This is a genomic window from Stenotrophomonas sp. 63632_Sma (assembly GCF_056482875.1).
The window spans coordinates 3269973-3293173 of record NZ_CM151220.1 but is presented as its reverse complement, the minus strand read 5'-3'; the positions used below and the strand labels follow the sequence as shown (position 1 = coordinate 3293173).

The window sequence follows — 23201 nt, the reverse complement described above, 5'->3', positions numbered from 1 at the left end:
GACTTAATCCCCTCCGTCCCCTTTTTTGATCGCTGCTTCGATGGTGGCGATGTCGATCTTCTTCATCGGCATCATCGCGTTGAATGCGCGCTTGGCCAGTGCCTTGTCCTGGCTGGTCACCGCTTCGATGAGCATGCGCGGGCTGATCTGCCAGGAGATGCCCCAGCGGTCCTTGCACCAGCCGCATTGGCTCTCCTGGCCACCGTTGCCGACGATCGCATTCCACAGGCGGTCGGTCTCGGCCTGGTCCTCGGTCTGGATCTGGAACGAGAACGCTTCGCTGTGCTTGAACGCGGTGCCGCCGTTGAGGCCGACGCAGGGGATGCCGCAGACCGTGAATTCGACGGTCAGTACGTTGCCTTCCTTGCCGTCCGGATAGTCACCGGGGGCGTGATGCACGGCGGTCACCGCGCTGTCGGGCAGGATACTGGCGTAGAAGGTGGCGGCCTCGAGTGCGCCGTTGTCATACCAGACACAGATCGTGTTCTTGTGTGCCATGTCGGGGCTCCACGTTGGACGAAGCCGCAGCGATAGCATGCGCGGTGTTAATCCGGGATCGTGCTGCACCTGCAAAAAAAGGAGGGCGCCCGAAGGCGCCCTCTGCGTTACCCGTGTGGCAGCTGGATCAGCGCCAGACCTTGATCTGCTCGGCTTCACTGCGCTGCATCGGCTGGCCGGCCTTGCAGCTGAAGGTGGCGCCGAAGGCCGGCAGGTTGGCCAGCGTGCCGTTGCTGCGCCACAGGCCTGGTGCACGGATGTCGGCGGTCAGGCGGCGTACGGCCTCGTTCGGCGCCAGCTGCTGCGCCCACAGCGCAGACCAGGCGCGGAAGAAGCCCTGCTGCTGGGCCTGCTTGGCCTTCGGCTCCTGCGCGACATACGCCGCCCAGGCCAGTTCCAGACCGGCGATGTCGGCCAGGTTCTCTTCCTGGGTGAGCGTGCCGTTGACCTTGGCACCCTTCACGCCCGGGAAGTCGTAGGCGCTGTACTGCGCGGCCACGCGGTTACCGAGCAGGGTCCAGGCGGTCTTGTCGGCCGGGGTCCACCAGCTGCGCAGCTCGCCCTTGGCGTCGACCAGCGCACCCTTGGCATCGATCGCGCGGGTCAGCTCATGGCCGACCAGGCCACCGAAGCTGCCGAACTTGTCGGCAGCGTCGGCCTTGGCGTTGAACACCGGGCCCTGCAGGATCGCGGCGGTGACGATCAGGCGGTTCTGGGCCAGATCGTAGGCCAGCGACGGCTGCTGCGGCAGCACGTCCCAGCGACGGTCGGCATTGCCCTTGCCGATGCGCTTCATTTCCTCGCGATGGCGCCAGGTCGAAGCAATCAGCATGTTGCCACCGAACGAACCGCGGCCCATCGGCTGCACGCTGTAGTCGAGGTCGCGCAGCGGGGTGCCAATCTCGATCTTCAGCGCAGCCAGCTTGGCCTGCGCTTCGGCCTTGGCTTCGGTGCTCATCCAGCTGCTGTTCTTGACCGCTTCGATCTGCACTTCGCGCACCTTGTCGACGATCCACGCCGCCTGGCGACGATCTTCGGCGGACAGGTAACGGGCAGCGTATTCGCGACCGACCATCGGGCCAGCGGCTACGTTGATCGCCTCCAGCACGTCTTCCCAGCGCTGCGGCGGCAGGGTTTCGCCACGCAGCACGCGGCCGCGGAATTCGAACTCGGCGTCGCGGTAGGCCTTGGACAGGTACGGCGCCATCGAGTCGCCCACGCGCCAGCGCAGGTAGGCCTTCCACTGGTCCGGCTTGAGCTTGGTGACCATGCCGTCGAGCTGCTTGAACAGGCCCGGGTCGGCCAGCGAGACCAGGTCGTCATCCACGCCCTGTGCCTTCAGGAAGGCATCCAGCTGCAGGTTGCGGTAGCGGCTGTTGAGCTCCTTGGTGGAGATCGGCGCGTAGTTGTTGAACGGGTTGTTGATGCCGGCCAGCGACTGCGCATTGCGTGCCAGCTCGGTTTCCAGCGCGATCACCGCCTGCGACTCGGCATCCAGCTTGGCCGCCGGGGTGCCGGTCAGCGCCAGGATCTGCTTGACGTAGTTGCGGTAGCGCCCCATCAGCGCCACGGTGTCGGCGTCGGTGCGGGTATAGAACGCCGGATCCGGCAGGCCCATGCCGCCCTGCATGAAGTAGCCGATGTGACGGTCCAGTGCCTTCAGGTCGACGTCCGGGCCGAAGTTGAAGGCCACCGGGATGCCGACCTGGTGCAGTGCGGCGATCGAGGCCGGCACATCCTTGGCCTTCTTGATGGCGTTGATGCGGGTCAGCAGCGGGGCGATCGGGTTGGAGCCGTCTGCTTCCACGGCCGCTTCGTCCAGGCCACTGGCCCAGAAGTCACCCAGCAGCTTCTGCACGTTGCCCTGCGGCGCCTTCATCGCTGCGTCGAGCAGTTCACGCTGCTGCTGGCGGCTTCGGTCGACCAGCTGGCCCAGCGCGGTGGTGGCGCCGGTCTGCGGCACCGGGTTGGCCTTCAGCCAGCCTGCATTGGTGGCGTCGTAGAAGTCGCTGCACTGGGCACTGACAGCCGGGGCACGCGCGGCCTTTTTCTTGGCGGCGAAGGCATCGTGGGTCGGGACCAGAGTCGCCAGGCTGATGCCCAGGGCGATGGCAAGCGGACGGAAATTGGGCATGTGGAACGAATCCGTGATGGATTGAGGGCGCGCGCACTATAGCAAGCCGCGCATGGGCGCGGCATGCACGCATCACGGCGCATCCGCCGGGCATGGCCCGGCGCTACCGGGTGTGTGGCATCGACACCGCATGCACGCATCACGGTGGCTCCGCCGTGCCATACGCCGACCAAGGTCGGCATCTACCAACGGCGTGGGCCTGCACAGGCGCAGCAGATCCACGCCATGCGTGGATGACGGGCGCGGCAAAAAACAAAGGCCCGGGAATTCCCGGGCCTCTGCAGGTCTACCTTGGCATCAGCCAGGGCTTACCAGATCACCACCTGCTGCTCGCCGGCGCGGGCCATCGGCGAACCGGCCTTGCACTGGAAGGCCGCGGCAAAGGTCGGCAGGTTCGACGGCGCACCCATGGCGCGGAACTGCGCCGGCGCGTGCGGGTCGGTGGCCAGGCGGACCTTGGCGTTTTCCGGGGTGTACTTGGTGCGCCACACGGTGGCCCAGTTGAAGAAGAAGCGCTGGTCGCGGGTGAAGCCATCGACCTTTGCATCTTCCTTGCCGACGGAGGCCTTCTGCAGCGCGTCGTAGGCGGTAGCCAGGCCGCCCAGGTCGGCGATGTTCTCGCCCAGGGTCAGGTGACCGTTCACGGCCTGGCCGTCGACCTTGTACTGGTCGAACTGCTGGACCAGCTTGCCGGTCAGGCCTTCGAAGTTCTTCTTGTCAGCGGCGGTCCACCAGTCTTCCATGTTGCCGGTCGGCCCGAAGCGTGCACCCTGGTCGTCGTAACCGTGGGTCATTTCGTGGCCGATCACCGCACCGATGCCGCCATAGTTCAGTGCGTCGTCGGCCTTCGGATCGAAGAACGGCGGCTGCAGGATGGCGGCCGGGAACACGATCTCGTTCTGCAGCGGGTTGTAGTAGGCGTTGACCGTCTGCGGGGTCATGCCCCACTCGGTCTTGTCCACCGGCTTGCCGATCTTGGACAGGTTGAACTTGTAGTTGAACTCACTGGCCGCGCGCACATTGCCCAGGTAGCTGTCGCGCTGGGTCTGCAGGCCCGCCCAGTCACGCCACTTGTCCGGGTAACCGATCTTCGGGGTGAAGGTTTCCCACTTGGCGATGGCCTTGGCCTTGGTTTCATCGCTCATCCAGCTCAGGCCCTGGATGCGTTCCTTCAGCGAAGCGGCCAGGTTCTTCACCAGCTCTTCCATCTTCGCCTTGGCTTCCGGCGAGAAGGCAACCTTCACGTACAGCTGGCCGAAGGCTTCACCGGCGTCGTTCTCGATGGTGCCCAGCACGCGCTTCCAGCGCGGCTTCTGTTCCTTCTGGCCGTTGAGGGTCTTGCCGTAGAACTCGTAGTTCTCCTGCACGAAGGCATCGGCCAGGTACGGCGAAGCGCTGTCCACGGTGTGGAAGCGCAGGTAGGCGCGCCACACCGACGGATCGGTATCGCCCAGCGCCTTGCTCACTTCCTCATGGAAGGCCGGCATGGCCAGCGAGAACTTCTCCGGCGCGGCTACGCCCTGCGACTTGAAGAACTCGGTCCAGCTGAAGTTCGGGGTCAGCTTGTCGGCGTCAGCCAGGGTGACCGGGTTGTAGTACAGCTCGACGTTGCGCGACAGCTCGACGCGCGACTTGGAGGCCTTGGCCAGGCGGGTCTCGAACTTGACCACGTCCTCGGCCTGCTTGGCAGCGTCGGCAGCGGCGACGCCGGACAGCTCCAGCACCTTGGCGACGTGTGCCTGGTAGGCCTTCAGCTTGTCGGCGTTCTTGGCATCGGTGTAGTAGGTGCTGTCCGGCAGGCCCAGGCCGCCCTGGCTGGCGTAGGCCAGGTTGACGGCCGAGTTCTTGAAGTCGGCTTCGGCGCCGAAGCCGAACAGGACGTTGTCACCCTTGGCCGCGCTGCTGCGCAGGTAGTCGGCGATGGCCGCCTTGTCCTGCAGGCCGTCGATCGCGGTCAGGTCGGCCTTCAGCGGCTCGATGCCCTGGGCATTGATCTTGGCTTCGTCCATGCCGGTGGCCCACAGGTCGCCGACGATCTTCTCGATATGGTTCGGGTTCTTGACCTGCGCGACCTGTTCAGCCAACTGGTGCTGTACGGCCACCGAACGCTCGTCGAGGATGGTGAACGCGCCCCAGCTGGTGCGGTCGCCCGGAATTTCATTGGCGGCCAGCCACTTGCTGTTCACGTAGTCGCCGAAGGCGCCACAGGCGTCCTTGCTGGCATCCAGATCGCTGGGCTGGAAGGCGTTGTAGGCCGGCAGCTTGCTCTCGTCCAGCGTGTAGTTGGTGGCTTCGGCCGCAGCCGGCGTGGAGGCGGTGGCATCCTTGGCCGGGGTTTCGTTCTTGCCGCAGCCGACCAGCGCGGCCGAAACGGCCAGGGTCAGCAGCACGATCTTGGGAGTACGGGTCACTTTGATGGCCTCCAGGCCGAGTGAGTCAGGGAAGGGCCGCGGGGACGGCCGTGGGCCGAACAATACGCCGCCGGCCTGCCCTGCAAGGGTGTCGAAGGTCATGGCCGTTGGCAAGCACGCACGACGTGGCGCACGCACTCGGGCAACCTGGCAGGATCGGCACAGTGCGATGCCTGCCAGTGTGCTGTTCAGGGCTTTTCCGGGACGGGCTGCTTTGTTGGTTGCAGGTCGTCAGTAAACGGTTCGTTGGCATCCGGATCGGGTGGAACATCCGCGATCCGGGTCCTGCGTTCAGGTTCGCCCTTCACTTGGCTGAGTGCGCCGACGTCAACTCGGGCAACCCTGGGTTTTGCCCAGATGGCATCGTGCCATTGCTGATACTTGTCCGGATCCCAGTAGCGATCGTCATAGAATTTGCTGCCGTCTATCTCTTCCGGACCGGCCGGACCGGGGACCATGATCCGTAGATTGCCGGCAAATCCGGTGCGGCTCCCGGTTACTGCGCGGCGCTCACGGCGCAGCACGGTGGCGATGCGTGGCTTTGCAGCGGAATCCCCGAATCGAGCGTAGATGGCTTCACCCTCGACTACGGCGTGGGAACGTTGCTCTGCCGTCAGCGTGGCCCAGTAGCGCTCCCGCAACTCGACAAACCCTTCGTAGCCTCGTTCGGCGGCGAGATCCATCCAGGCATAAGCCAGTGCGCGATCAGCCGGGGTGCCCGATCCATTCCACAGCATTTCGGCAACCATGGCCTGCGAAGGTTTGTCTGCATAGAACGCGGCACGCTGGAAGAACTTGAAAGCGGCCTCCTGGTCGCCTGCATTGCGCTTCTCCATTCCCAGAAGGCGAAAGCGCAGGTCCGGATGGCCGCTGAGGAACCCGGCGGTGATCATCAGCGGGTCGCTGGTCGGGTCGGCAGGCAGGGCCAGCGGCTTGCTTTCTGCCGCTTGGCTCTGCATGGGCGCCAAGGCGAGCATCGGCAACAACAGTGGCAGTGTCCAACGTTTCACGCAATCTCTCCTTGCAAGCAGTTGTAGGTTCCATCCTGCGGCGGGGGCGCCGCAACGGCCGATAGGCACAGGGGCGTGCTGTCCCGTCGAACGCAGGGAAGCTGCGGGACGGCCCGGCGATGGGGCGTCCCGGTCGCATCACTTCTTCTCTGCCGGGCCGTCGATGTGGCGGGAGAAGAAATTCAGCATGTTGGTGTAAAGGTTGACACGGGCCGGCACGCCATAGAAGCCGTGCATTTCACCGGACTGGATGATCATGCCCTCCGGCGGATTACCGGCATCGGCAAGGGCCTTGGCCATCAGCTCGGTCTGCTCGGGCACTGCGCGCACATCGCGCGCACCGGCTGCAAGGAAAACCGGAATTTTTACTTCCGCGGCGCGCCGTGCGGGGGAGGCCTTGTTCCACTCGGCGACATCGGTACCGTGAGTGCGGCGCAGGTAGCGCAGACCGGACTCGCGCTGCGGGATATCGCCCTTCTTGAACAGCATGTCTACGTCGTACACGCCGACGTAGCCAAAGGCGCATTTGAACATTCCGGGCGCGCGGATCGGCGCCATCAACGACGAGTAGCCACCGAAGCTACCACCGTAGATGCAGATCCGGTCCTTGTCGGCGTAGCCGTTCTTGATGGTCCATTGGGTAGCGTCGATGATGTCGTTCTGAATGCCATCGGCCCACTGCTTGTGGCCCGCATCCTGGAACCCCTTGCCGTAACCGCCGGAGCCACGGAAGTTGATCTGCAGTACGGCGTAGCCGCGGCTGGCAAGCAACTGGGTTTCGCCTGAATAGCGCCAGTTGTCGCGCGGCCCGATCGGACCGCCATGCGGATTGACGATCAATGGCAGGTTCTTGCCGTCCGAGTCGCGCGGCAGGGTCAGATAGCCGTGGATCTGCATGCCGTCGCGTGAGGTGAAGTTGAACGGCTTGACGTTGGCCAGCAGTTTCTTGTCCAGGTGCGGCGCGCGCTGCATCAGGAACCGGGCCTTGCCGGTATCGCGATCGAACAGATAGAGCTCACCCGGATTCGAGTCGCTGTAGACCGAAACGATGATCCTCTTGCCGTCTTCGGTATGGCTGGAGAAATCGACCATTTCTCCCTCGAACGATCCAGCCAGAGAGGCATACAGATCGGCGTCGGGGTGGTTTTCGTCGATCAGGGTGACCTTGGGCGCCCCCGCTTCGGTCACTACAGCGAGCAGGGCCTTGTCGTCCGTAGACCAGATGTAGTCCGATACCTCCGCCACCTTGTCCTGGAACAGTGGAGTAAATTCTCCGGTCGCTGTATCCAGCGTACCGATCGCACCCGGTGCCTTGTCGTCGCTCTGGGTAGCGAACACGCGTCCGTCTGCGGTGGTGCGCTCCACCCAGAGGTGCTTGCCTCCGGACTTGGAAGCATTCACCAGCACCCACTCGCGACCGTCAAGCCGATACAGCTCGGTTCTCTCGTCGTACTCGCCTTCCTCGTTGCGGCTGGAGGAGCACACGGCAAAGCGTGGTTCCTTGGCTGCATCGAGGGCAATGCTGCAGTCGTCCTTCGGAGCCCTGGCCAAGACACTGCGGCGACCAGTGATGGTGTCCACCTGTACCACCTGGGTGCCAGCCCCTTCAGCAGAGCGTGGATAGCGTGACTGCATGATGACGTTGCGGTCATCGCCCTTGAGAGTGTCAAGCAGGCTGAACGATTCGGCGCCCACCGTCTTTCCGCGCTGGGTTGCATCCCGGGTGCCATAGAAGATCACGGGAACGGCCTGCGACCCATCGGCATTGACCGCAAACCATTCGCCAGTTGCAAACGGCTGCGCATAGCCGCCAATTTTCTTGACAGCGTTGAACATGATCCGGTTCGGCGAGATCCAGTGGAATGAACCCACGCTCTTCTTGTCCGGCAGCTGATTGACCTTCAGCACTGCCAGGTCGCTGGTACGCATGATCGTCAGCACGTCCTGGTCGCCGTGGTCCATGCTGATGGCCAGGTAATCGCCATTGGGCGAAATGCGCACGTTGCCATAGCTGGGATGCTTGACGAAATCTTCGACTGAGTAGGTCGATGCGGCAAATGTGGGGGCGGCGAAGGTGAAGGAAAGAGCCAGTGCGGCCGATTGCAGCTTCTTCATGGGATCCCCTTGGTTCTAGGCGTGAATACATGGCAGGCAGAGGGCCGCAGCATGGCGCTGTATGTCCTGGACGGCATGACTGCCTGGATGTGACTGTATGGATGCAGAAGCACGAAGCCCGGCATCTGCCGGGCTTCGCGATGGAGCAAACTACGCGCTATCAGAAGCGGTAGGACAGGCTGACGTAGTAGCGACGACCCAACGGATCGGCGCCGATCAGCGGATTGAAGTACGGATAGTTGGTATCGGTCGGGTCGCGACGGAAGGTGTTGTTGGTCAGGTTGACGACGGTGAAATCAGCCGTCACGTTCGGGCCGAACTTCTTGGTGAGCTGGAGGTTGTACACGCTGTACGGACCCAGGCGCTGGGTTTGCGCGCGATTCCAGTTCGAACCGTAGCGGGTGCTGAACAGCGTCGCGCCCCATTCGTCCTTCGACCAGCTCAGGCTGCCACGGAAGCGGCTGCGCTGGCTCCAGTCGTGATCGGGCAGATCGCGGTAATCGATGAGTTCGTCGTCATCGTTTTCCTGATACTTGTTGGTCAGCATCAGCGAGTAGCCCAGGTCCAGGCCGAACCTGCCAAGGCGATCGGTGTCCAGACGATACTTGTACGACGCATCGATACCGCTGGTTTCCAGCAGCGCGGTGTTGATGTATGCAGTATTCAGACGCTGGATGCGACCATCAAGCGTGGTGCCCGGAGCGCTTGTACGGGTGATCAGGCTGGTCAGGTTCTGGCAGAAGGTCGAGTCCATGCCGAACGGGAAGGGAGAGCCATCCGGGCGGACGCCCAGTCGGCAATTGGCTTCGTTCTGCAGCAGGTAGGTCGAGCTCAACTGCGAGGCGGCATCTTCCAGACGGATCTTGTAGTAGTCCACCGTCAGCGACATGTTGTCCACGATGTCCCACACGAAGCCGACGCCCCACGACTTGCCTTCTTCTTCCTTCAGCTGCGGGTTGCCGGCGGTCAGCGACTGCGCCTGGTAATAGGTGATGTCGGTGGTGCGGTTGCACTGCGTGCGGGTGCGGCCAGGTGTGCCTGCCGGCTGGCCAAGGCCGGTACCCGAACGGCAGCTGTAGTCATCGACGATATTCGAGTACGACGCAGCACCTTCGGCGTAGACCAGCTGCATGTCCGGAGCGCGGAAGCTGGTGGCGTAGGAGCCACGCACCAGCAGGTTGCTGAAGGGACGCCATTCCAGGCCAACGTTCCAGGTCTTTGCGTCGTCCACGGCCGTGATGTCGTCGTACTTGTCGTAGCGACCTGCGATGTTCATCGAAAGGTTGCTGAAGATCGGCACGCGGAACTCGGTGCCGATCGCATAGCGATCACGCGTTCCGTGGGTCTCGCCCGAGCTGGTCAGGTTATAGATGGTCTGGCCGTCGAGCGGACGCAGCTGGTTGGTGCGCGGGTCGCTGTTCACGTCGGTGGTCTGGCGGACGCCTTCGATGACACCGGCAAAGCCAACGGCACCAGCCGGAAGTTCGAACAGGTCGCCGCTGATGTTGAAGTTGACGGTGGCCGAGGTGGCTTCAGCTTTGTTCTTTACGCGGGTTGCGAACGAACGGTAGATTTCCGGCGTGATCGGCGAGTTCCAACGTGCCTGGTCGAGCGCATAGATCGGGTAGTTGTCGGTGGTGTAACCCTGCAGTGGGCCCAGGAAATAGTCGTGGACCGGCTTGGCCAACAGGCGTGGGCGATCGGCGGTGTAGTCGTATTTGCCATAGTTCGCGCTGGCTTCCCAGTCGAATCGATCGGCGATGGTGCCGGTGATGCCGAGGGTGAAATCGTAGCTCTTCTCGTCGTACAGCGTGCTGGCCGCTTCATTTCCGCCCAGCTCGAACGGGTTGAACACGCGCTGCAGCTGGATGATATCCCTCAGATTGGAATCGTAGTACGCCGAAGTTGCAGCACCTGCGCGGTTGGAGGTGAAGCGGTCGTTCGAGGTGGCCCAGAACTCGGTGCCACTGCTGGCCTTGGCGTCTGTCTTGTAGAAGTTGACGCTGCCGAAGGCCTGCAGAGTGTCGGTGAAATCAAACGTACCGTATGCGTAGCCGTTGAAGTTGCGATTCTTGTTCTGGATCGAGCGCGAAGCCGGCTGGGTGTAGCTGCCGCAGTACTTGCCACGGGTTGCGGTGGTCACGGTGGTGTAGCCGAACGCATCGCAGGCCGCCGCGTCATAGAGCGCGTTGAAGTTGCGGGTGTGGCCATTGCGTCCACCGGCGCTGATGGCAGCCAGCGAAAGGCTCGGATTGACGGCCAAGCCGATCTCGTTCTGGCGGGTGTCGGCCAGGAAGTCGCGCTGGCTGGCGAACACCGGCTCGTTCTCCTGGTACTGGAAGGCGTAGGTCGCGCTCCAACGGTCACCTGTCTTGCCGCCGGTGTATTCGACGTTGACGCTATCGCCGCCGCCTTCTTCGGTGGTGCCGGTGGTCAGCTTGATCTGCTGTCCATCGTAATTCTTGCGCAGCACGATGTTGACCACACCGGCGACGGCGTCCGAGCCGTAGATCGCCGAGGCGCCACCGGTCAGGATTTCCACGCGCTCGACGATCGAGCTCGGGATGGCCTTGATGTTCACAACGTTGTTGTCGCGGTTGTACGGCTGCGGATACTGGGCCGGACGACGCCCGTTGATCAGGGTCAGGGTGTAGCCCGGGCCCAGGTTGCGCAGGTTGACAACCTGGGCGTTCGGCGTAAAGCCGCCCACGTTCAGGTCACCAGTGAAAGAGCTGGTGGTGTTCTGGGTCAAGGTCTGCAGCATGTCGCCGACGGACTGGAAGCCTTCCCGGTCAATGTCCGCACGGGTGATCACCGTCACCGGTGCCGGGCCTTCAACGTCAGCGCGCTTGATGCGCGAACCCACCACCGAGACACGATCGAGATTGGTTGCGTTCTTGCCGCCTGCCTCATTGCCGGCTTCCTGTGCGAAGGCAGGAGCGATGCCGGTGGCCAACAGGGCCGTGGTGAGCGCGAAGCTCAGCGGGTGGCGACAGAGCGCCTTGCGGATGGTCATGTATGGATCCCCTGATGAATCGAACCTCGGTCGGCCCCGGTGCGGTTGCCGCCGTCCTTGATGGGCAGTTGCCCGTTTCCCACCGGCTTCACAAGCCGATAAGCCAAAGTTAACACAGACTTAACTTGACCTGTCAACTGTTCATCATTCCGTCATAAAGACAAAGTTGGCAAATATCTGATTCCTCTGTGGAATTATTTCAAGCAACTGATTTTTAAGAATTATTCTTGAGTCTGAATCTGGTTGGCGGGGCTGGGCGTACCGGAGGGCGGTAGCGACCATGTTCAGGGTTCAGTAGGGAAATGGCGCTGATGGCGGCGCAAAGTGAGATGCTGAGCGTCTTGGCCTGGGGCCACGAGAGGCATTGCCTGTGCGTGAGGCCGGGATACGCTTCACGGATCGTGTGGTGACACGAAAAGAAAGGCCCCGCCGAAGCGGGGCCTTTGGGTAGAGGGCGACAGAAGCTTACTTGTCGCCGAACTCGTACTTGGCCTGCACATAGATGGCACGCCCGTAGGCGTTGTACAGGTAATTGTTGTACGGCTGGCCGCTGGTGCCGGCGAAGCTGAAGCGCTGGTTGTCCGGCATCTTGTTGAACACGTTGTTGACCATCAGCGACAGGGTCAGGTTGTCCAATGCACGGTAGTTCACGCTCAGGTTGTAAGTGGTGTAGGAGCCCCACTTGCCTGCCTTGTAGCCGGAGCTGTGGACGTAGTCGTAGCCATTGCCCACGTACGCCATGTAGTTCGGCGTCTTGCCAATGTAGTTGGCGTACAGGGTGGTGGTCCATTTGTCCTTGGCCCAGCCGACCGAACCATCAGCGCGCACCTTGGCGTACGAGTCGTACACCCACATCGCGTACGGGTCACGCAGCAGGTCCAGGAACTCATCGCCCGGCTGCGGCTGCAGTTCGCGCTTGAGCATGTCGGTGTAGTTGCCCGAGAACTGAAGCGAACCGAAGCGGCCCATGTCGTGCACGTACTTGAAGCTGGCGGTCAGCGCTTCCAGGTTCTGGCGGGCGACGTTCATCTTCGGGGTGTAGATCTCGTCCAGCACGCCGGACGCATCGCGGGTGATCCAGTCGTTGACGTTCTGGCAGCTGGCCGAGGTGTTGTTGGCCTGGCCGCCACGGCAGTAGTACTCGGCCAGCAGCAGCTGGTCGGAGCTGAGCGTATCGACCTCGTTCTTGATCTTCCAGTTGTAGTAGTCCACCGACAGCGACAGGTTGTTGATCGGTGCCCACACAACACCTGCATTCCAGACGTCGGCGGTGATCGGTTCCAGGTCCGGATTGCCGGCGCGGGTGCCGAACACCGAGACGCTGTCATACGGGCAACCGGTGGTGTTGGCCGGGTCGTAGCCCAACTGGCCGCAGCGGTAGTAGTCGGTGGAGCCGTTGGCGTAGTAGCCGCTACGGCCCTGGAACGCGTCGGACAGCGTCGGAGCGCGGAACGCCGTACCGTACTTGCCGCGGAACAGCAGGCTTTCGATCGGACGGAACTCGACGCCGATGCTGTAGGTGGACTTGTCGACGGTGTTGCTGCCGATCTTGAAGGCGTCGTAGCGACCGGAACCGGTCACCGTCAGCATGTCATGCAGGGGCAGGCGCAGTTCGCCGGTCACCGCATAGTTGCTGCGGTGGCCGGCACCGGAGACCGCCGTGGTGCCCCAGACGCTGCCATCCATCAGGCCCGGATCGGGGCTGTAGTCCCAGCCTTCGCTTCCACCTTCAACGACCACGGCCAGGCCGGCGTCGCCGCCGGGCAGCTTGAACAGTGATCCATTGGTGACCTGTGCACGGGCCAGGTTCTGCCAGGTGCGGCTCTGGCTGTAGCTGTAGCCGGTGAAGGTCTGGAAGTCACCGGCCGGCAGCGGCGCGTAGAAGGCTTCCCAGTTCGGGCTGTAGATGTCGTAGCCGGTGCTGGTGGTTCCCAGCACCGGGCCGAGCACGCGCTGTTCGAAGTAATCGTTGATCGGGTCATTCCAGCGCACGAAATTGCGCTCGGTCAGCTTGTACTCGCCGCGGGTGAAGCTGAGGCTGTAGTCCCAGTTGCCGGCCGTGCCGCGGCCGCCCAGCGTCACCTGATAGGCCTTGTTGCGGTCGGTGTTCATGATGTCGCGGTAGCCGGCGCCGCCGATGTCTTCCGGGGCGAACACGCGCTGCAGGTTCATGTACTGGCCGCTGGCCTGGTCGTAGAAGCGGCCCCAACCGGAAGATGTGCCCCACCAGGTGTAGCCGGAACCCGTTGCGTACTTGACCTCTTCCAGGCTGTACAGCGCATCGCCGAACAGCTGGAAATTGTCATTCACGTCGAAGGTGGCAGAGCTGTAGATCTGCGCGCTTTCCTTGCCGTTCTTGATGGTCTTGTAGCCGGTGCCATAGGTCGAGCCACATGCCTGGCCGGTGGGCCGGGTGCCGAGCACCGTGGTGCCATCGAACTGCCCGGCCACATTGGCGCACAGGTTCGGGTCCATCATCGCGTAACGGTTGTTGTTGGCCGGCAGCAGCACCAGGAAATCGTTGGAAACGTACTGCGGGCTGTAGCCGTCGGGATTGTTGACCTTGGTCAGATCGCGTTGGTAGCCCCAGATCGGGCTGGTCTTTTCGTACTGCACATTGACCAGCGCGTGGAAGCGGTCATCGACACCATTGAAGCCGCGGGCGCCGCTGAAGCGGAAGCTGTTGCCGCCGCCTTCGCTGTAGGCGCCGCCACGGATGTTGAGGACGCCACCATCCATGCGTTCCTTGAGGATGATGTTGACCACGCCAGCGATCGCATCGGAGCCATACAGTGAGGACTGGCCGCCCGGCAGGATCTCGATGCGCTCGACGATGTCGATCGGAATGCCGCTGATGTTGTTGAACGTATCGCCGCCGTTGTACAGCGCCGGATACGAAAGCATCGGGCGGCCGTTGATGAGGTACTTGGTGTAGCCCGGGCTGAGGCCGAACATGCCGGCGGCTTCGGCGCCCTGGGTGAACGAGGCCGAGGTCTAGCCACCCTGCAGGCCGCCAGTGGACAGCGAGGACTGCTGCAGGACATCGGCAACGCTGGTGAAGCCGCGGGTCTGGATGTCCTCCGCGGTCACGGTCAGGACCGGCGTGTGGTTCTCGATCTCGGTCTGCGGAATCAGCGAACCGGTGACCGTCACGCGGTCAAGCTGGGTCGGTGCGTTGCCGCTTTGCGCCAGGGCCGTGCCGGAGGCGAGCAGTGTGCCGAGCAGGGCGAGCGTCAGTGGGTGGCGCGAGAGTGTGGAACGATGGCGAGACATGGAAAATCCCCGTAGTGAGCGATGTCTTGGCTACCGGCTTCCGTGTCGGCTTAACGACCTGTTCAGTTGCATTCCATTCAGCCGGACCGTAACACGCACTTAACGCAGGGAACACACGATCGTCATTTCGTCAATCAAGGTTTCGGCTGAAAAATGGCGGTATATCAATGACTAACGCCAATTGTTTTGGCGTGTTTCAAAAGATGGCGATATGAAGGGCATTCTTTCGTAGTGCATTTGCTGCTTCTGCATCAATGCTTTACCGAAGGCTTCCTGGAACCAAAAAAAAGGCCCCGCCGAAGCGGGGCCTGGTCCAGACACGAAGTCCGGAAAACGACGGGATCAGAAGTTGTACTTGACCTGGGCCGAGATCTGGCGGCCGTAGACGCTGTAGAAGCCGTCATTGAACGGGGTCGATTCGTTGCCCGGGTAGTTGTAGCGCTGGCCTTCCGGCAGCTTGTTGAACACGTTGTTGACCATCAGCGACAGGACCAGATCTTCCTGTGCCTGGTAGTTCATGCTCAGGTTGTACGTGGTGTACGAACCCCACTTGCCGGCCTTGGCGCCGGAGGAGTGGACATAGCCGTAGCTGCGCCCGGTGTAGGCCAGGTAGTTCGGGGTGCTGCCGACGTAGTTGGCGTACACGGTGGTGGTGAACTTGGCGATGTTCCAGGCCACCGACAGATCGCCGCGAACCTTGGCGAAGTTGTCGTAGTACCACATGTTGTACGGATCGCTCAGCAGATCCAGCTTGGCGGCACCCGGCATCGGCTGCACTTCACGCTTCAGCATGTTGGTGTAGTTGCCGGAGAACATCAGCGAGCCGAAGCGGCCGATATCCTGCTGGTACTTGGCCGCCACGGTCACCGCTTCCAGGTTCTGGCTGGCAACGTTGAGCTTCGGCGTGTAGACACGTTCCAGATTGCCGCTCTTTTCATCGCGGGACACCCAGTTGGTCACGTCACCGCAGCTGGCCGAGGTGTTGTTCGGCAGGCCGTTGTGGCACTGGTACTCGGCCAGCAGCAGCTGGTCGCTGCTGAGGGTCTTGACCTCGTTCTTGATCTTCCAGTTGTAGTAGTCGGCCGACAGCGAGAAGTTGCTGACCGGGGCCCACACCACGCCTGCGCTCCAGACGTCGGCGGTGATCGGCTTCAGGTCCGGGTTGCCGGACTTTTCGCTGTACACCGAGGTGTTCTTGTAGAACGAGCAGGCCTCGTCACGCAGGCCGTAGCCCAGCTGGCTGCAGCGGTAGTAGTCGTTCTGGCCGGACGAGTACGAACCGCTCATGCCCTGGAAGGCATCGGACAGGGTCGGCGCGCGGAAAGCGGTACCGTACTTGCCGCGCAGCAGCAGGCTCTCGATCGGACGGAATTCCAGACCGATGCTGTAGGTGGCCTTGTCGACGGTCTTGTCGGCGATCTTGAAGGCGTCATAGCGGCCCGACGCGCTGACGGTCAGCTTGTCGTGCAGCGGCATGCGCAGCTCGCTGGTGACCGCGTAGTTGCTGCGGTGGCCGGCGCCGGCGACGGCGGTGGTGCCCCACACATTGCCTTTGACGAACGCCTGGTCCGGCGAGTAGTCCCAACCTTCGCTGCCACCTTCCAGCACGACGGCCAGGCCGGCGTCGCCGCCCGGCAGGCTGAACAGCGAGCCGTTGGTCACCTGCACGCGGCCCAGGTTCTGCCAGGTCTTGCTGCGGTGGGTACCGTAGCCGGTGAAGCTGGCGAACTGGTCCGGGGTGATCGGCGAGTAGAAGGCCGCGTAGTCCGGGTTGTAGATGTCGAAGCCATCAGCGGTGGTGCCCAGCTTGGGGCCCAGCACGTTGTCGCCGAAGAAGCCATCGATCTTGTCCTTCCAGCGCACGAAGCGGTTCTGGTCCAGGCGGTACTCACCACGGGTGAAGCTGGCGCTGTAGTCCCAGTCGCCGACCATGCCCTTGCCGCCCAGGGTGACCTGGTAGGCACGGCTTTCGTCGGAGTTCATGATGTTGTTGTAGTGGCCCGGGCCGATTTCTTCCGGCGCGAAGGCGCGCTGCAGGTTCACGACCTTGCCCAGGCCCTGGTCGTAGAAGCTGCCCAGGCTCGACTTGGTGCCCCACCACAGGGCGCTGGAGCCGGAGGTGAACTCGGTCTTTTCCTTGCTGTACAGCACATCGGCGAACAGCTGGAAGTTGTCGTTCACGTCGAAGGTCATCGACGAGTAGAACTGGCCGCTGTTCTTGCCGTTCTTCAGGGTCTTGTAGCCGGCGCTGTACACCGAACCGCAGGACTCGCCCGACGGGCGCTGGCCGACCACAGTGGTGCCGTCATACAGCCCAGCGACGTTCGCGCAACGGCTCGGGTCCATCATCAGCAGCTTGTTGTCAGCGTTGGTGATGACGGCGAAGTCGTTCGACGGGACCTGGGCGGTGTAGCCGACCGGGTTGTTCTGGCGGGTGATGTCGCGCTGGTAGCCCCAGATCGGGCTGCCGTTCTCGATCTGCACGTTGAACAGTGCATGGAAGCGGTCGTCGAAGGCGTTGATGCCCTTGGCGGCGCTGAAGCGGATGTTGCTGCCACCGCCTTCGGTGTAGGTGCCGCCACGGAGGGTCATGGTGCCGCCGTCCATGCGCTCCTTCAGGATGATGTTGACCACACCGGCGATCGCGTCCGAGCCGTACAGCGAGGACTGGCCGCCCGGCAGCACTTCGATGCGCTCGACGATGTCGATCGGAATGCCGCTGATGTTGTTGAAGGTTTCGCTGCCGTTGTACAGCGCCGGATACGAGAGCATCGGGCGGCCGTTGATCAGGTACTTGGTGTAGCCCGGGTTCAGGCCGAACATGCCGGCAGCTTCGGCGCCCTGGGTGAACGAACCCGAGGTCTGGCCACCCTGCAGGCCGCCGGTGGTCAGCGACGACTGCTGCAGCACTTCAGCAACACTGCTGAAGCCGCGGGTCTGGATGTCTTGGGCGGTGATGGACATCACCGGGGTCTGGGTTTCAACCTGGGTCTGCGGGATCAGCGAACCGGTGACGGTGATCTTGTCCAGGTTGGTCGCCTTGTCCTGGGCCATTGCCGGGGCGGCGGCCATCAGAGCGGAAATCAGGGCGACGGCGAGCGTGTTGCGACGTGCGGTGTTGCTTACGTAGTTCATGTAGTTCCATTGGAGAGCAAAAACAAAAACGGCACTGCGCATGCGCCATCGCGCGGGCTGGAAATGCCAGCTCCGCAGCCCAAAACAGTGCGGGTCGAACGTAACATGAACTTAACAATCTGTGCACGAATCTGTAGCAATCCTGAATTTCAGTCAGGTTACGTCCAGCTTGTATGATGCTCGGTTATTCCCCCTGACCCCGCCGGTGCTCGTTGTGAACAGTTCTCCCCGCCGTCCCCATGCAAGCCAGGTCCAGAAGGGACTTACGCCGCATGCCCGCATCCGCAACGTGATCGCGGTTGGTTCGGGCAAGGGCGGCGTCGGCAAGTCGACTACTGCGGTCAATCTGGCCGTGGCCCTGCAGCAGCTCGGCGCACGCGTGGGCGTGCTTGATGCGGACATCTACGGGCCGAGCGTGCCGGCCATGCTGGGCCTGTCCGGTCGCCCGGAAAGCCCCGACAACAAGAGCATCGAGCCGCTGCGTGCGTTCGGCGTGGACACCATGTCGATCGGCTACCTGATCGAAGAAGACACGCCGATGATCTGGCGTGGACCGATGGCCACCTCGGCGATGACCCAGCTGTTCAATGACACCCTGTGGGATGACCTGGACTACCTGCTGATCGACCTGCCACCGGGCACCGGTGACATCCAGCTGACCCTGACCCAGAAGATCCCGCTGGCCGGCGCGGTGATCGTCACCACCCCGCAGGACATCGCCACGCTGGATGCGAAGAAGGCGCTGAAGATGTTCGAGAAGGTCGAGGTGCCGGTGCTCGGCATCGTCGAGAACATGGCGGTGCATACCTGCAGCAGCTGCGGGCATGTCGAGCACCTGTTCGGCGAGGGCGGCGGCGAGCGCATGGCCGCGCAGTACGGCGTGCCGTTGCTGGGTTCGTTGCCGCTGCAGATCGGCATCCGCGAGCAGGGCGATTCCGGTACCCCGATCACCGTGGCCCAGCCGGATTCGGTCCCGGCCCAGGCCTACCGCCATGCCGCCCAGCGCCTGATCGAGGAGGTTGGCAAGCGTCCGCGTGCCTCGATCCCGATCCTGTCGTCGCTGCTGTAAGTGCCGGGGCAGGGGCCGCCGGCAACGCCCGGCCCCCTGCTAGAATCCTCGCGCCCCCTCGTACCCCAGGACAAAGCATGAGCATCAAGAGTGACCGTTGGATCCGCCGCATGTCCGAGCAGCACGGCATGATCGAGCCGTTCGAGGCCGGGCAGGTCAAGCAGGCCAACGGCGAGCGCATCGTCAGCTATGGCACCTCCAGCTACGGCTACGACGTGCGCTGCTCGCGCGAGTTCAAGGTGTTCACCAACATCAACTCGACCATCGTCGATCCCAAGCACTTCGATCCGGGCAGCTTCGTGGATATCGTCGGCGATGAATGCATCATCCCGCCCAACAGCTTCGCGTTGGCGCGCACCGTGGAGTACTTCCGCATCCCGCGCGACACCCTGGTGGTGTGCCTGGGCAAGAGCACCTACGCGCGCTGCGGCATCATCGTCAACGTGACCCCGCTGGAGCCGGAGTGGGAAGGCCACGTCACCCTGGAATTCAGCAACACCACGCCGCTGCCGGCACGCATCTACGCCAATGAAGGCGTGGCGCAGATGCTGTTCTTCCAGGCGGCCGCCGATGACATCTGCGAGACGTCGTACCGCGATCGTGGTGGCAAGTACCAGGGCCAGACCGGCGTGACCCTGCCGCGGACCTGAGCGGCGCGCCATCGCATGACGAAAACGCCGGGCATGCCCGGCGTTTTCATGGGTGCGGCCACACGCTGCGCTCGCCGGGCATGGCCCGGCGCCAGCTTATTTCCCGCGACCGAACAGCATCGCGATGCCCACGCCCACCAGTGCCACCGGCCACCAGGTCAACAGCAGCTTGGACAGGTTCAGGTGCGTCCAGCCGAGGTTGCTGGCGAGCATGAACAGGCCGATCAGGATCAGCAGGACGGCGGCAACGAGGTTGAATCGCATCGGGTCGGCAAACGCTCAGGACTGGGCTGGATATCCTAGCCGTTCCTTCCAGTAGGCGACATGCTGGTCCAGCGCACCCGGCTCGTAGCGGTGCGCGGGGCCACTGCCCCAGACCGGGCCCGGCCACGCGGGGTCGCCGTCATGGCGGCCGATCACATGGAAATGCAGCTGGCGCACGATGTTGCCCAGCGCACCGATATTGATCTTCTCCACCCCGTCGGCGCCCTTCAGGGCCTTGCAGGCGCGGTTGAGCTCGGTGCGCAGCTTGTCCTGCTGCTCGCCGTCCAGCTCGATCCACTCGGTCACCCCGGCCAGGCGCGGTACCAGCACCAGCCAGGGGAATCGTTCGTCGTTCATCAGCCGCACTTGCGACAACGGTCCTTCCGCCACCAGCACGCTATCGGTGGCCAGGCGTGAATCGAGTTCGAATTCGCTCATCCAAGATGCTCCGAGAAGAAGTCCAGGGTGCGTTGCAGCGCCAGGGTGGCGCTGTCTGGATCATACGCATGTCCGACCTCCCGGTTGAAGGCGTGGTCGGCCGGATAGACGAAGGTGGCCATCTGCGGCAGCTTCTCGCGATGGGCCTGCACGGCCTCCGGCGGGATGCTCTTGTCCTGGGCACCGAAGTGGAAGATCACCGGGGCCTTGGGTGTCTCATCCAGGAACTGGACGTTGCGCGCACCGTAGTAGCTGACCGAGGGCAGGCCCAGACGCAGGGCCGACAGCATCGCCACCGTGCCGCCCCAGCAGTAGCCCACCGTGCCGACCTTGCCGTAGGGGGCCAGCCGGGTCGCTGCGGCACGGACCACCTCCAGCGCCTTCTCCATGCCCAGTGCGCTGACCCGTTCCAGGCCCTGCTTCACGCCGTCGGCGTCATAGGGCAGGGCGTCCGGATCGGCTTCTGTGCCGTCAATCAGGTCGAAAAAGGACGGCGCCAGCACCGCATAGCCTTCGGCCGCGAAGCGCTCGGCCACGCCGCGGATGTGCGGGTTGGCGCCGAAGATTTCCTGCACCACCACCAGCCCGCCACGCGGGGTGCCCTCCGGCAGGGCGTGCCAGGCCCGTACCGGGCCGTGATGCGTATCCAGGGTGATCCACTCGGCCATCGTTTCCATCTCGTTGCGGGGAACAGAACGGCATTGTCGGCGCTGCGTGGGTTAGCGCGGTGTCAGCGGCTGTGCGTGATCGGGCGGCTGGCCATTCAGAGCGCGGCCGCCAACCCCGGTATACTGGCGCCCTTTCAGGCCCCGGCCCCCAGGAACCCCTGCCACGACGGCAGGGGCCCAGGCCCCCAGAGTCCCGCGATTCCATGTCCCAGCTGAACCCCAAAGTCGGCTTCGTCAGCCTTGGCTGCCCGAAGGCCCTTGTCGATTCCGAACGCATCCTTACCCAGCTCCGCTCGGAAGGCTACGACATCGTGCCGTCCTACGATTCGGCCGACGTGGTGGTGGTCAACACCTGCGGCTTCATCGATTCGGCGGTGACCGAGTCGCTGGACGCGATCGGCGAGGCGATGAACCAGAACGGCAAGGTCATCGTCACCGGCTGCCTGGGCAAGCGCCCGGAGCAGATCCGCGAGGCGTACCCCAACGTGCTGGCGGTGTCCGGCCCGCAGGACTACCAGAGCGTGATGGAAGCGGTGCACGAAGCGCTGCCGCCCAAGCACGATCCGTTCGTGGACCTGGTGCCCGACTACGGCATCAAGCTGACCCCGCGTCACTATGCCTACCTGAAGATTTCCGAGGGCTGCAACCACAAGTGCAGCTTCTGCATCATTCCGTCGATGCGCGGCAAGCTGGTTTCGCGCCCGGTGGATGAAGTGCTGCGTGAAGCCGAGCGCCTGGTGCGTGGTGGCGTGCGCGAGCTGCTGGTGGTTTCGCAGGACACCTCGGCCTATGGCGTGGACGTGAAGTACGCCGAGAAGATGTGGCGAAACAAGGCCTACCAGACCCGCCTGAAGGCGCTGTGCGAAGGCCTGTCCGAGCTGGATGCGTGGGTGCGCATGCACTACGTCTACCCGTACCCGCACGTGGACGAGGTGGTGCCGCTGATGGCCGAAAACCGCATCCTGCCGTACCTGGACATCCCGTTCCAGCACGCCAGCCCACGCATCCTGCGCCTGATGAAGCGCCCCGGCGCGGTCGAGAAGACCCTGGAGCGCGTGCAGAACTGGCGCCGTATCGCGCCGGACATCACCGTGCGTTCCACCTTCATCGTCGGCTTCCCCGGCGAGACCGAGGCCGAATTTGAAGAGCTGCTGTCGTTCCTCGACGAAGCGCAGCTGGACCGCGTCGGCGCGTTCGCCTATTCGCCGGTCGAGGGTGCCACCGCCAACGACCTGCCGGATGCGGTTCCGGAGGAAGTGAAGCAGGAGCGCTTGGCCCGTTTCATGGAAAAGCAGGCGCAGATTTCCGCTGCGCGCCTGGAGGCCAAGATCGGCACCGTGCAGCAGTGCCTGGTCGACGCCATCGAAGGCGATATCGCGGTGGCCCGTTCCAAGGCCGATGCCCCGGAGATCGATGGCCTGGTGCACATCCAGAATGCCGACCAGGTGCCGTTGCGCGTGGGTGAGTTCGTCGACGTGGACATCACCGAGAGCGACGAGCACGACCTGTACGGTGACGCGCTGCCGGCCGCCACCCGCCCGGCATTCGATCTCAAGATGCTGTGACCGCGGCGACGACCGCCGCCGGTGACGGCAGCGGCGTCCGCCGTTTCGTGCCGCCGCCGCGTGCGGCGGTCGATCCACAGGTGTTCGCGCACCCGGTGTTTGCCGGATTGCGCGACGTTCGTGATCTGTTGGAAGGCCCGGAGTGGCCGTCCATTGCAGCGCTCGAGGCACGCCTCGCGCTACCGGGCATGCAGCTGGTCGAGCAGGATGCCAGGCTGCTGGCCGACGGCCTGCACTACGAAGCCCGCATCGCACAGGGCCGCATCGCCACCCGCGCCGACAACTGGCATGACCTGTTCAACGCACTGGTGTGGGCCCACTACCCGCAGCTCAAGCAGGCGCTCAATGCGCAGCAGTGCCGGCATATCGAGGCGATGCCGCCGGGTCAGCGCAACCGCGCGCAGGCGGCACTGACCCAGTTCGACGAAACCGGCGTGATCGTGCGTGTGCGCGATCACACGCTGCTGGCTGCCTGGGATGTGCACGACTGGTGTGCGCTGTTCGAATCGAGACACTGGCTGAGCGGCGACATTGCCATCGCTACGGTATTCGGGCACGCGCTGATGGAGCAGGCGCTGCTGCCGGGCCGCCGGCTGGTGGGCAAGTGCGTGGTGGTGCACGGCGAAGTCGATGATGCCTGCGTTGACGCAGTGACCGCGGCCATCGCCGAAGGCAGGGCAGTGACCGATCCCCTGCAGTTGCGTCCGCTGCCGTTGGCTGGAGTTCCGGGCTGGCACGAGAGACAGGACGCCGACTTCTATGCAGATGCCGCGTACTTCCGCCCGTTGCGTGCCGGCCGCCAGTATCCGCCGCCGTTGCACGGGGCTATGTAGAGTCGACTGTCAGTCGACTGCTCTTCGTTCCGAGGCCGTGAACGCCTGACAGATGGCTTCGGCGAGTCATCATCCGCGATTGAGGATCGCGGTGCGTTTGCCGTCCGGCTGCGGAGGTTTGT

General features: G+C 63.5%; 14 protein-coding genes and 1 pseudogene. 4 read left to right on the top strand and 11 right to left on the bottom strand.

The features are described from left to right. Positions 1-3 precede the first annotated feature (3 nt). The 8 genes and pseudogenes from ACZK45_RS15360 to ACZK45_RS15325 form a co-directional block, all read right to left on the bottom strand. Positions 4-498: a VOC family protein gene (locus ACZK45_RS15360; protein WP_032128230.1), complete on the bottom strand. Its 495-nt coding sequence runs from the start codon at positions 496-498 to the stop codon at positions 4-6. A 127-nt stretch (positions 499-625) separates the two neighbouring features. Next, positions 626-2632, bottom strand: coding sequence for a M13 family metallopeptidase (locus ACZK45_RS15355; protein ID WP_049460715.1), 2007 nt, complete (start codon positions 2630-2632; stop codon positions 626-628). Positions 2633-2940: 308 nt separating this feature from the next. Beyond that, complete coding sequence (locus tag ACZK45_RS15350; protein ID WP_478444887.1) at positions 2941-5043, bottom strand: M13 family metallopeptidase; 2103 nt, start codon at positions 5041-5043, stop codon at positions 2941-2943. Between the two features lie 188 nt (positions 5044-5231). Further along, positions 5232-6053 carry a hypothetical protein gene (locus ACZK45_RS15345; RefSeq protein ID WP_478444886.1) on the bottom strand — a complete coding sequence of 274 codons (822 nt, stop codon included), beginning with the start codon at positions 6051-6053 and terminating at the stop codon, positions 5232-5234. A 138-nt stretch (positions 6054-6191) separates the two neighbouring features. Then, entirely contained in the window at positions 6192-8168 is a 1977-nt protein-coding gene (locus tag ACZK45_RS15340) for an alpha/beta hydrolase family protein (protein ID WP_240792080.1), read from the bottom strand. A gap of 160 nt (positions 8169-8328) precedes the next feature. Continuing rightward, complete coding sequence (locus ACZK45_RS15335) at positions 8329-11184, bottom strand: TonB-dependent receptor domain-containing protein (RefSeq protein WP_132810558.1); 2856 nt, start codon at positions 11182-11184, stop codon at positions 8329-8331. Between the two features lie 465 nt (positions 11185-11649). Next, positions 11650-14457: pseudogene (locus ACZK45_RS15330) on the bottom strand (TonB-dependent receptor domain-containing protein). A gap of 342 nt (positions 14458-14799) precedes the next feature. Continuing rightward, complete coding sequence (locus tag ACZK45_RS15325) at positions 14800-17592, bottom strand: TonB-dependent receptor plug domain-containing protein (protein ID WP_478444885.1); 2793 nt, start codon at positions 17590-17592, stop codon at positions 14800-14802. 214 nt (positions 17593-17806) lie between these two features. Here ACZK45_RS15325 and apbC point away from each other — a divergent pair, with 214 nt between their 5' ends. Next, positions 17807-18661, top strand: a complete 855-nt coding sequence (gene apbC, locus ACZK45_RS15320) for an iron-sulfur cluster carrier protein ApbC (protein ID WP_026347084.1) — start codon at positions 17807-17809, stop codon at positions 18659-18661. 77 nt (positions 18662-18738) lie between these two features. Next, on the top strand, positions 18739-19311 hold the full coding sequence (gene dcd / locus ACZK45_RS15315; RefSeq protein ID WP_010483020.1) for a dCTP deaminase: 573 nt from the start codon (positions 18739-18741) through the stop codon (positions 19309-19311). A gap of 96 nt (positions 19312-19407) precedes the next feature. Here the strand turns inward: dcd and ACZK45_RS15310 are convergent, their stop codons facing one another. Genes ACZK45_RS15310 through ACZK45_RS15300 form a run of 3 tightly spaced genes read right to left on the bottom strand, consistent with a single transcriptional unit; the run spans position 19408 to position 20681 of the window. Beyond that, positions 19408-19575, bottom strand: a complete 168-nt coding sequence (locus ACZK45_RS15310; protein WP_005418011.1) for a LiaI-LiaF-like domain-containing protein — start codon at positions 19573-19575, stop codon at positions 19408-19410. A 15-nt stretch (positions 19576-19590) separates the two neighbouring features. Further along, entirely contained in the window at positions 19591-20013 is a 423-nt protein-coding gene (locus tag ACZK45_RS15305) for an HIT domain-containing protein (protein WP_049398714.1), read from the bottom strand. After that, on the bottom strand, positions 20010-20681 hold the full coding sequence (locus tag ACZK45_RS15300) for a dienelactone hydrolase family protein (RefSeq protein ID WP_125895846.1): 672 nt from the start codon (positions 20679-20681) through the stop codon (positions 20010-20012). Before ACZK45_RS15300 ends, ACZK45_RS15305 begins: the two co-directional genes overlap by 4 nt. 203 nt (positions 20682-20884) lie before the next feature. Here ACZK45_RS15300 and rimO point away from each other — a divergent pair, with 203 nt between their 5' ends. Next, the gene (gene rimO, locus ACZK45_RS15295) at positions 20885-22246 is read left to right on the top strand and encodes a 30S ribosomal protein S12 methylthiotransferase RimO (protein ID WP_125895847.1); all 1362 of its coding nucleotides are present in this window, start codon (positions 20885-20887) and stop codon (positions 22244-22246) included. Beyond that, a complete protein-coding gene (locus tag ACZK45_RS15290; protein ID WP_478444884.1) occupies positions 22243-23079 on the top strand; it encodes a DUF3025 domain-containing protein in 837 nt (278 codons plus the stop codon). The genes rimO and ACZK45_RS15290 overlap by 4 nt, the downstream gene beginning before the upstream one ends. The last annotated feature ends 122 nt before the right edge of the window (positions 23080-23201 follow it).

Bases quoted from the DNA above. Each gene is read 5' to 3' on its own strand.
- rimO (WP_125895847.1), top strand. From the start codon at position 20,885: ATGTCCCAGCTGAACCCCAAAGTCGGCTTCGTCAGCCTTGGCTGCCCG.
- ACZK45_RS15325 (WP_478444885.1), bottom strand. From the start codon at position 17,592: ATGAACTACGTAAGCAACACCGCACGTCGCAACACGCTCGCCGTCGCC.
- ACZK45_RS15300 (WP_125895846.1), bottom strand. From the start codon at position 20,681: ATGGCCGAGTGGATCACCCTGGATACGCATCACGGCCCGGTACGGGCC.
- ACZK45_RS15310 (WP_005418011.1), bottom strand. From the start codon at position 19,575: ATGCGATTCAACCTCGTTGCCGCCGTCCTGCTGATCCTGATCGGCCTG.
- ACZK45_RS15305 (WP_049398714.1), bottom strand. From the start codon at position 20,013: ATGAGCGAATTCGAACTCGATTCACGCCTGGCCACCGATAGCGTGCTG.
- ACZK45_RS15340 (WP_240792080.1), bottom strand. From the start codon at position 8,168: ATGAAGAAGCTGCAATCGGCCGCACTGGCTCTTTCCTTCACCTTCGCC.
- ACZK45_RS15355 (WP_049460715.1), bottom strand. From the start codon at position 2,632: ATGCCCAATTTCCGTCCGCTTGCCATCGCCCTGGGCATCAGCCTGGCG.
- ACZK45_RS15335 (WP_132810558.1), bottom strand. From the start codon at position 11,184: ATGACCATCCGCAAGGCGCTCTGTCGCCACCCGCTGAGCTTCGCGCTC.
- dcd (WP_010483020.1), top strand. From the start codon at position 18,739: ATGAGCATCAAGAGTGACCGTTGGATCCGCCGCATGTCCGAGCAGCAC.
- ACZK45_RS15360 (WP_032128230.1), bottom strand. From the start codon at position 498: ATGGCACACAAGAACACGATCTGTGTCTGGTATGACAACGGCGCACTC.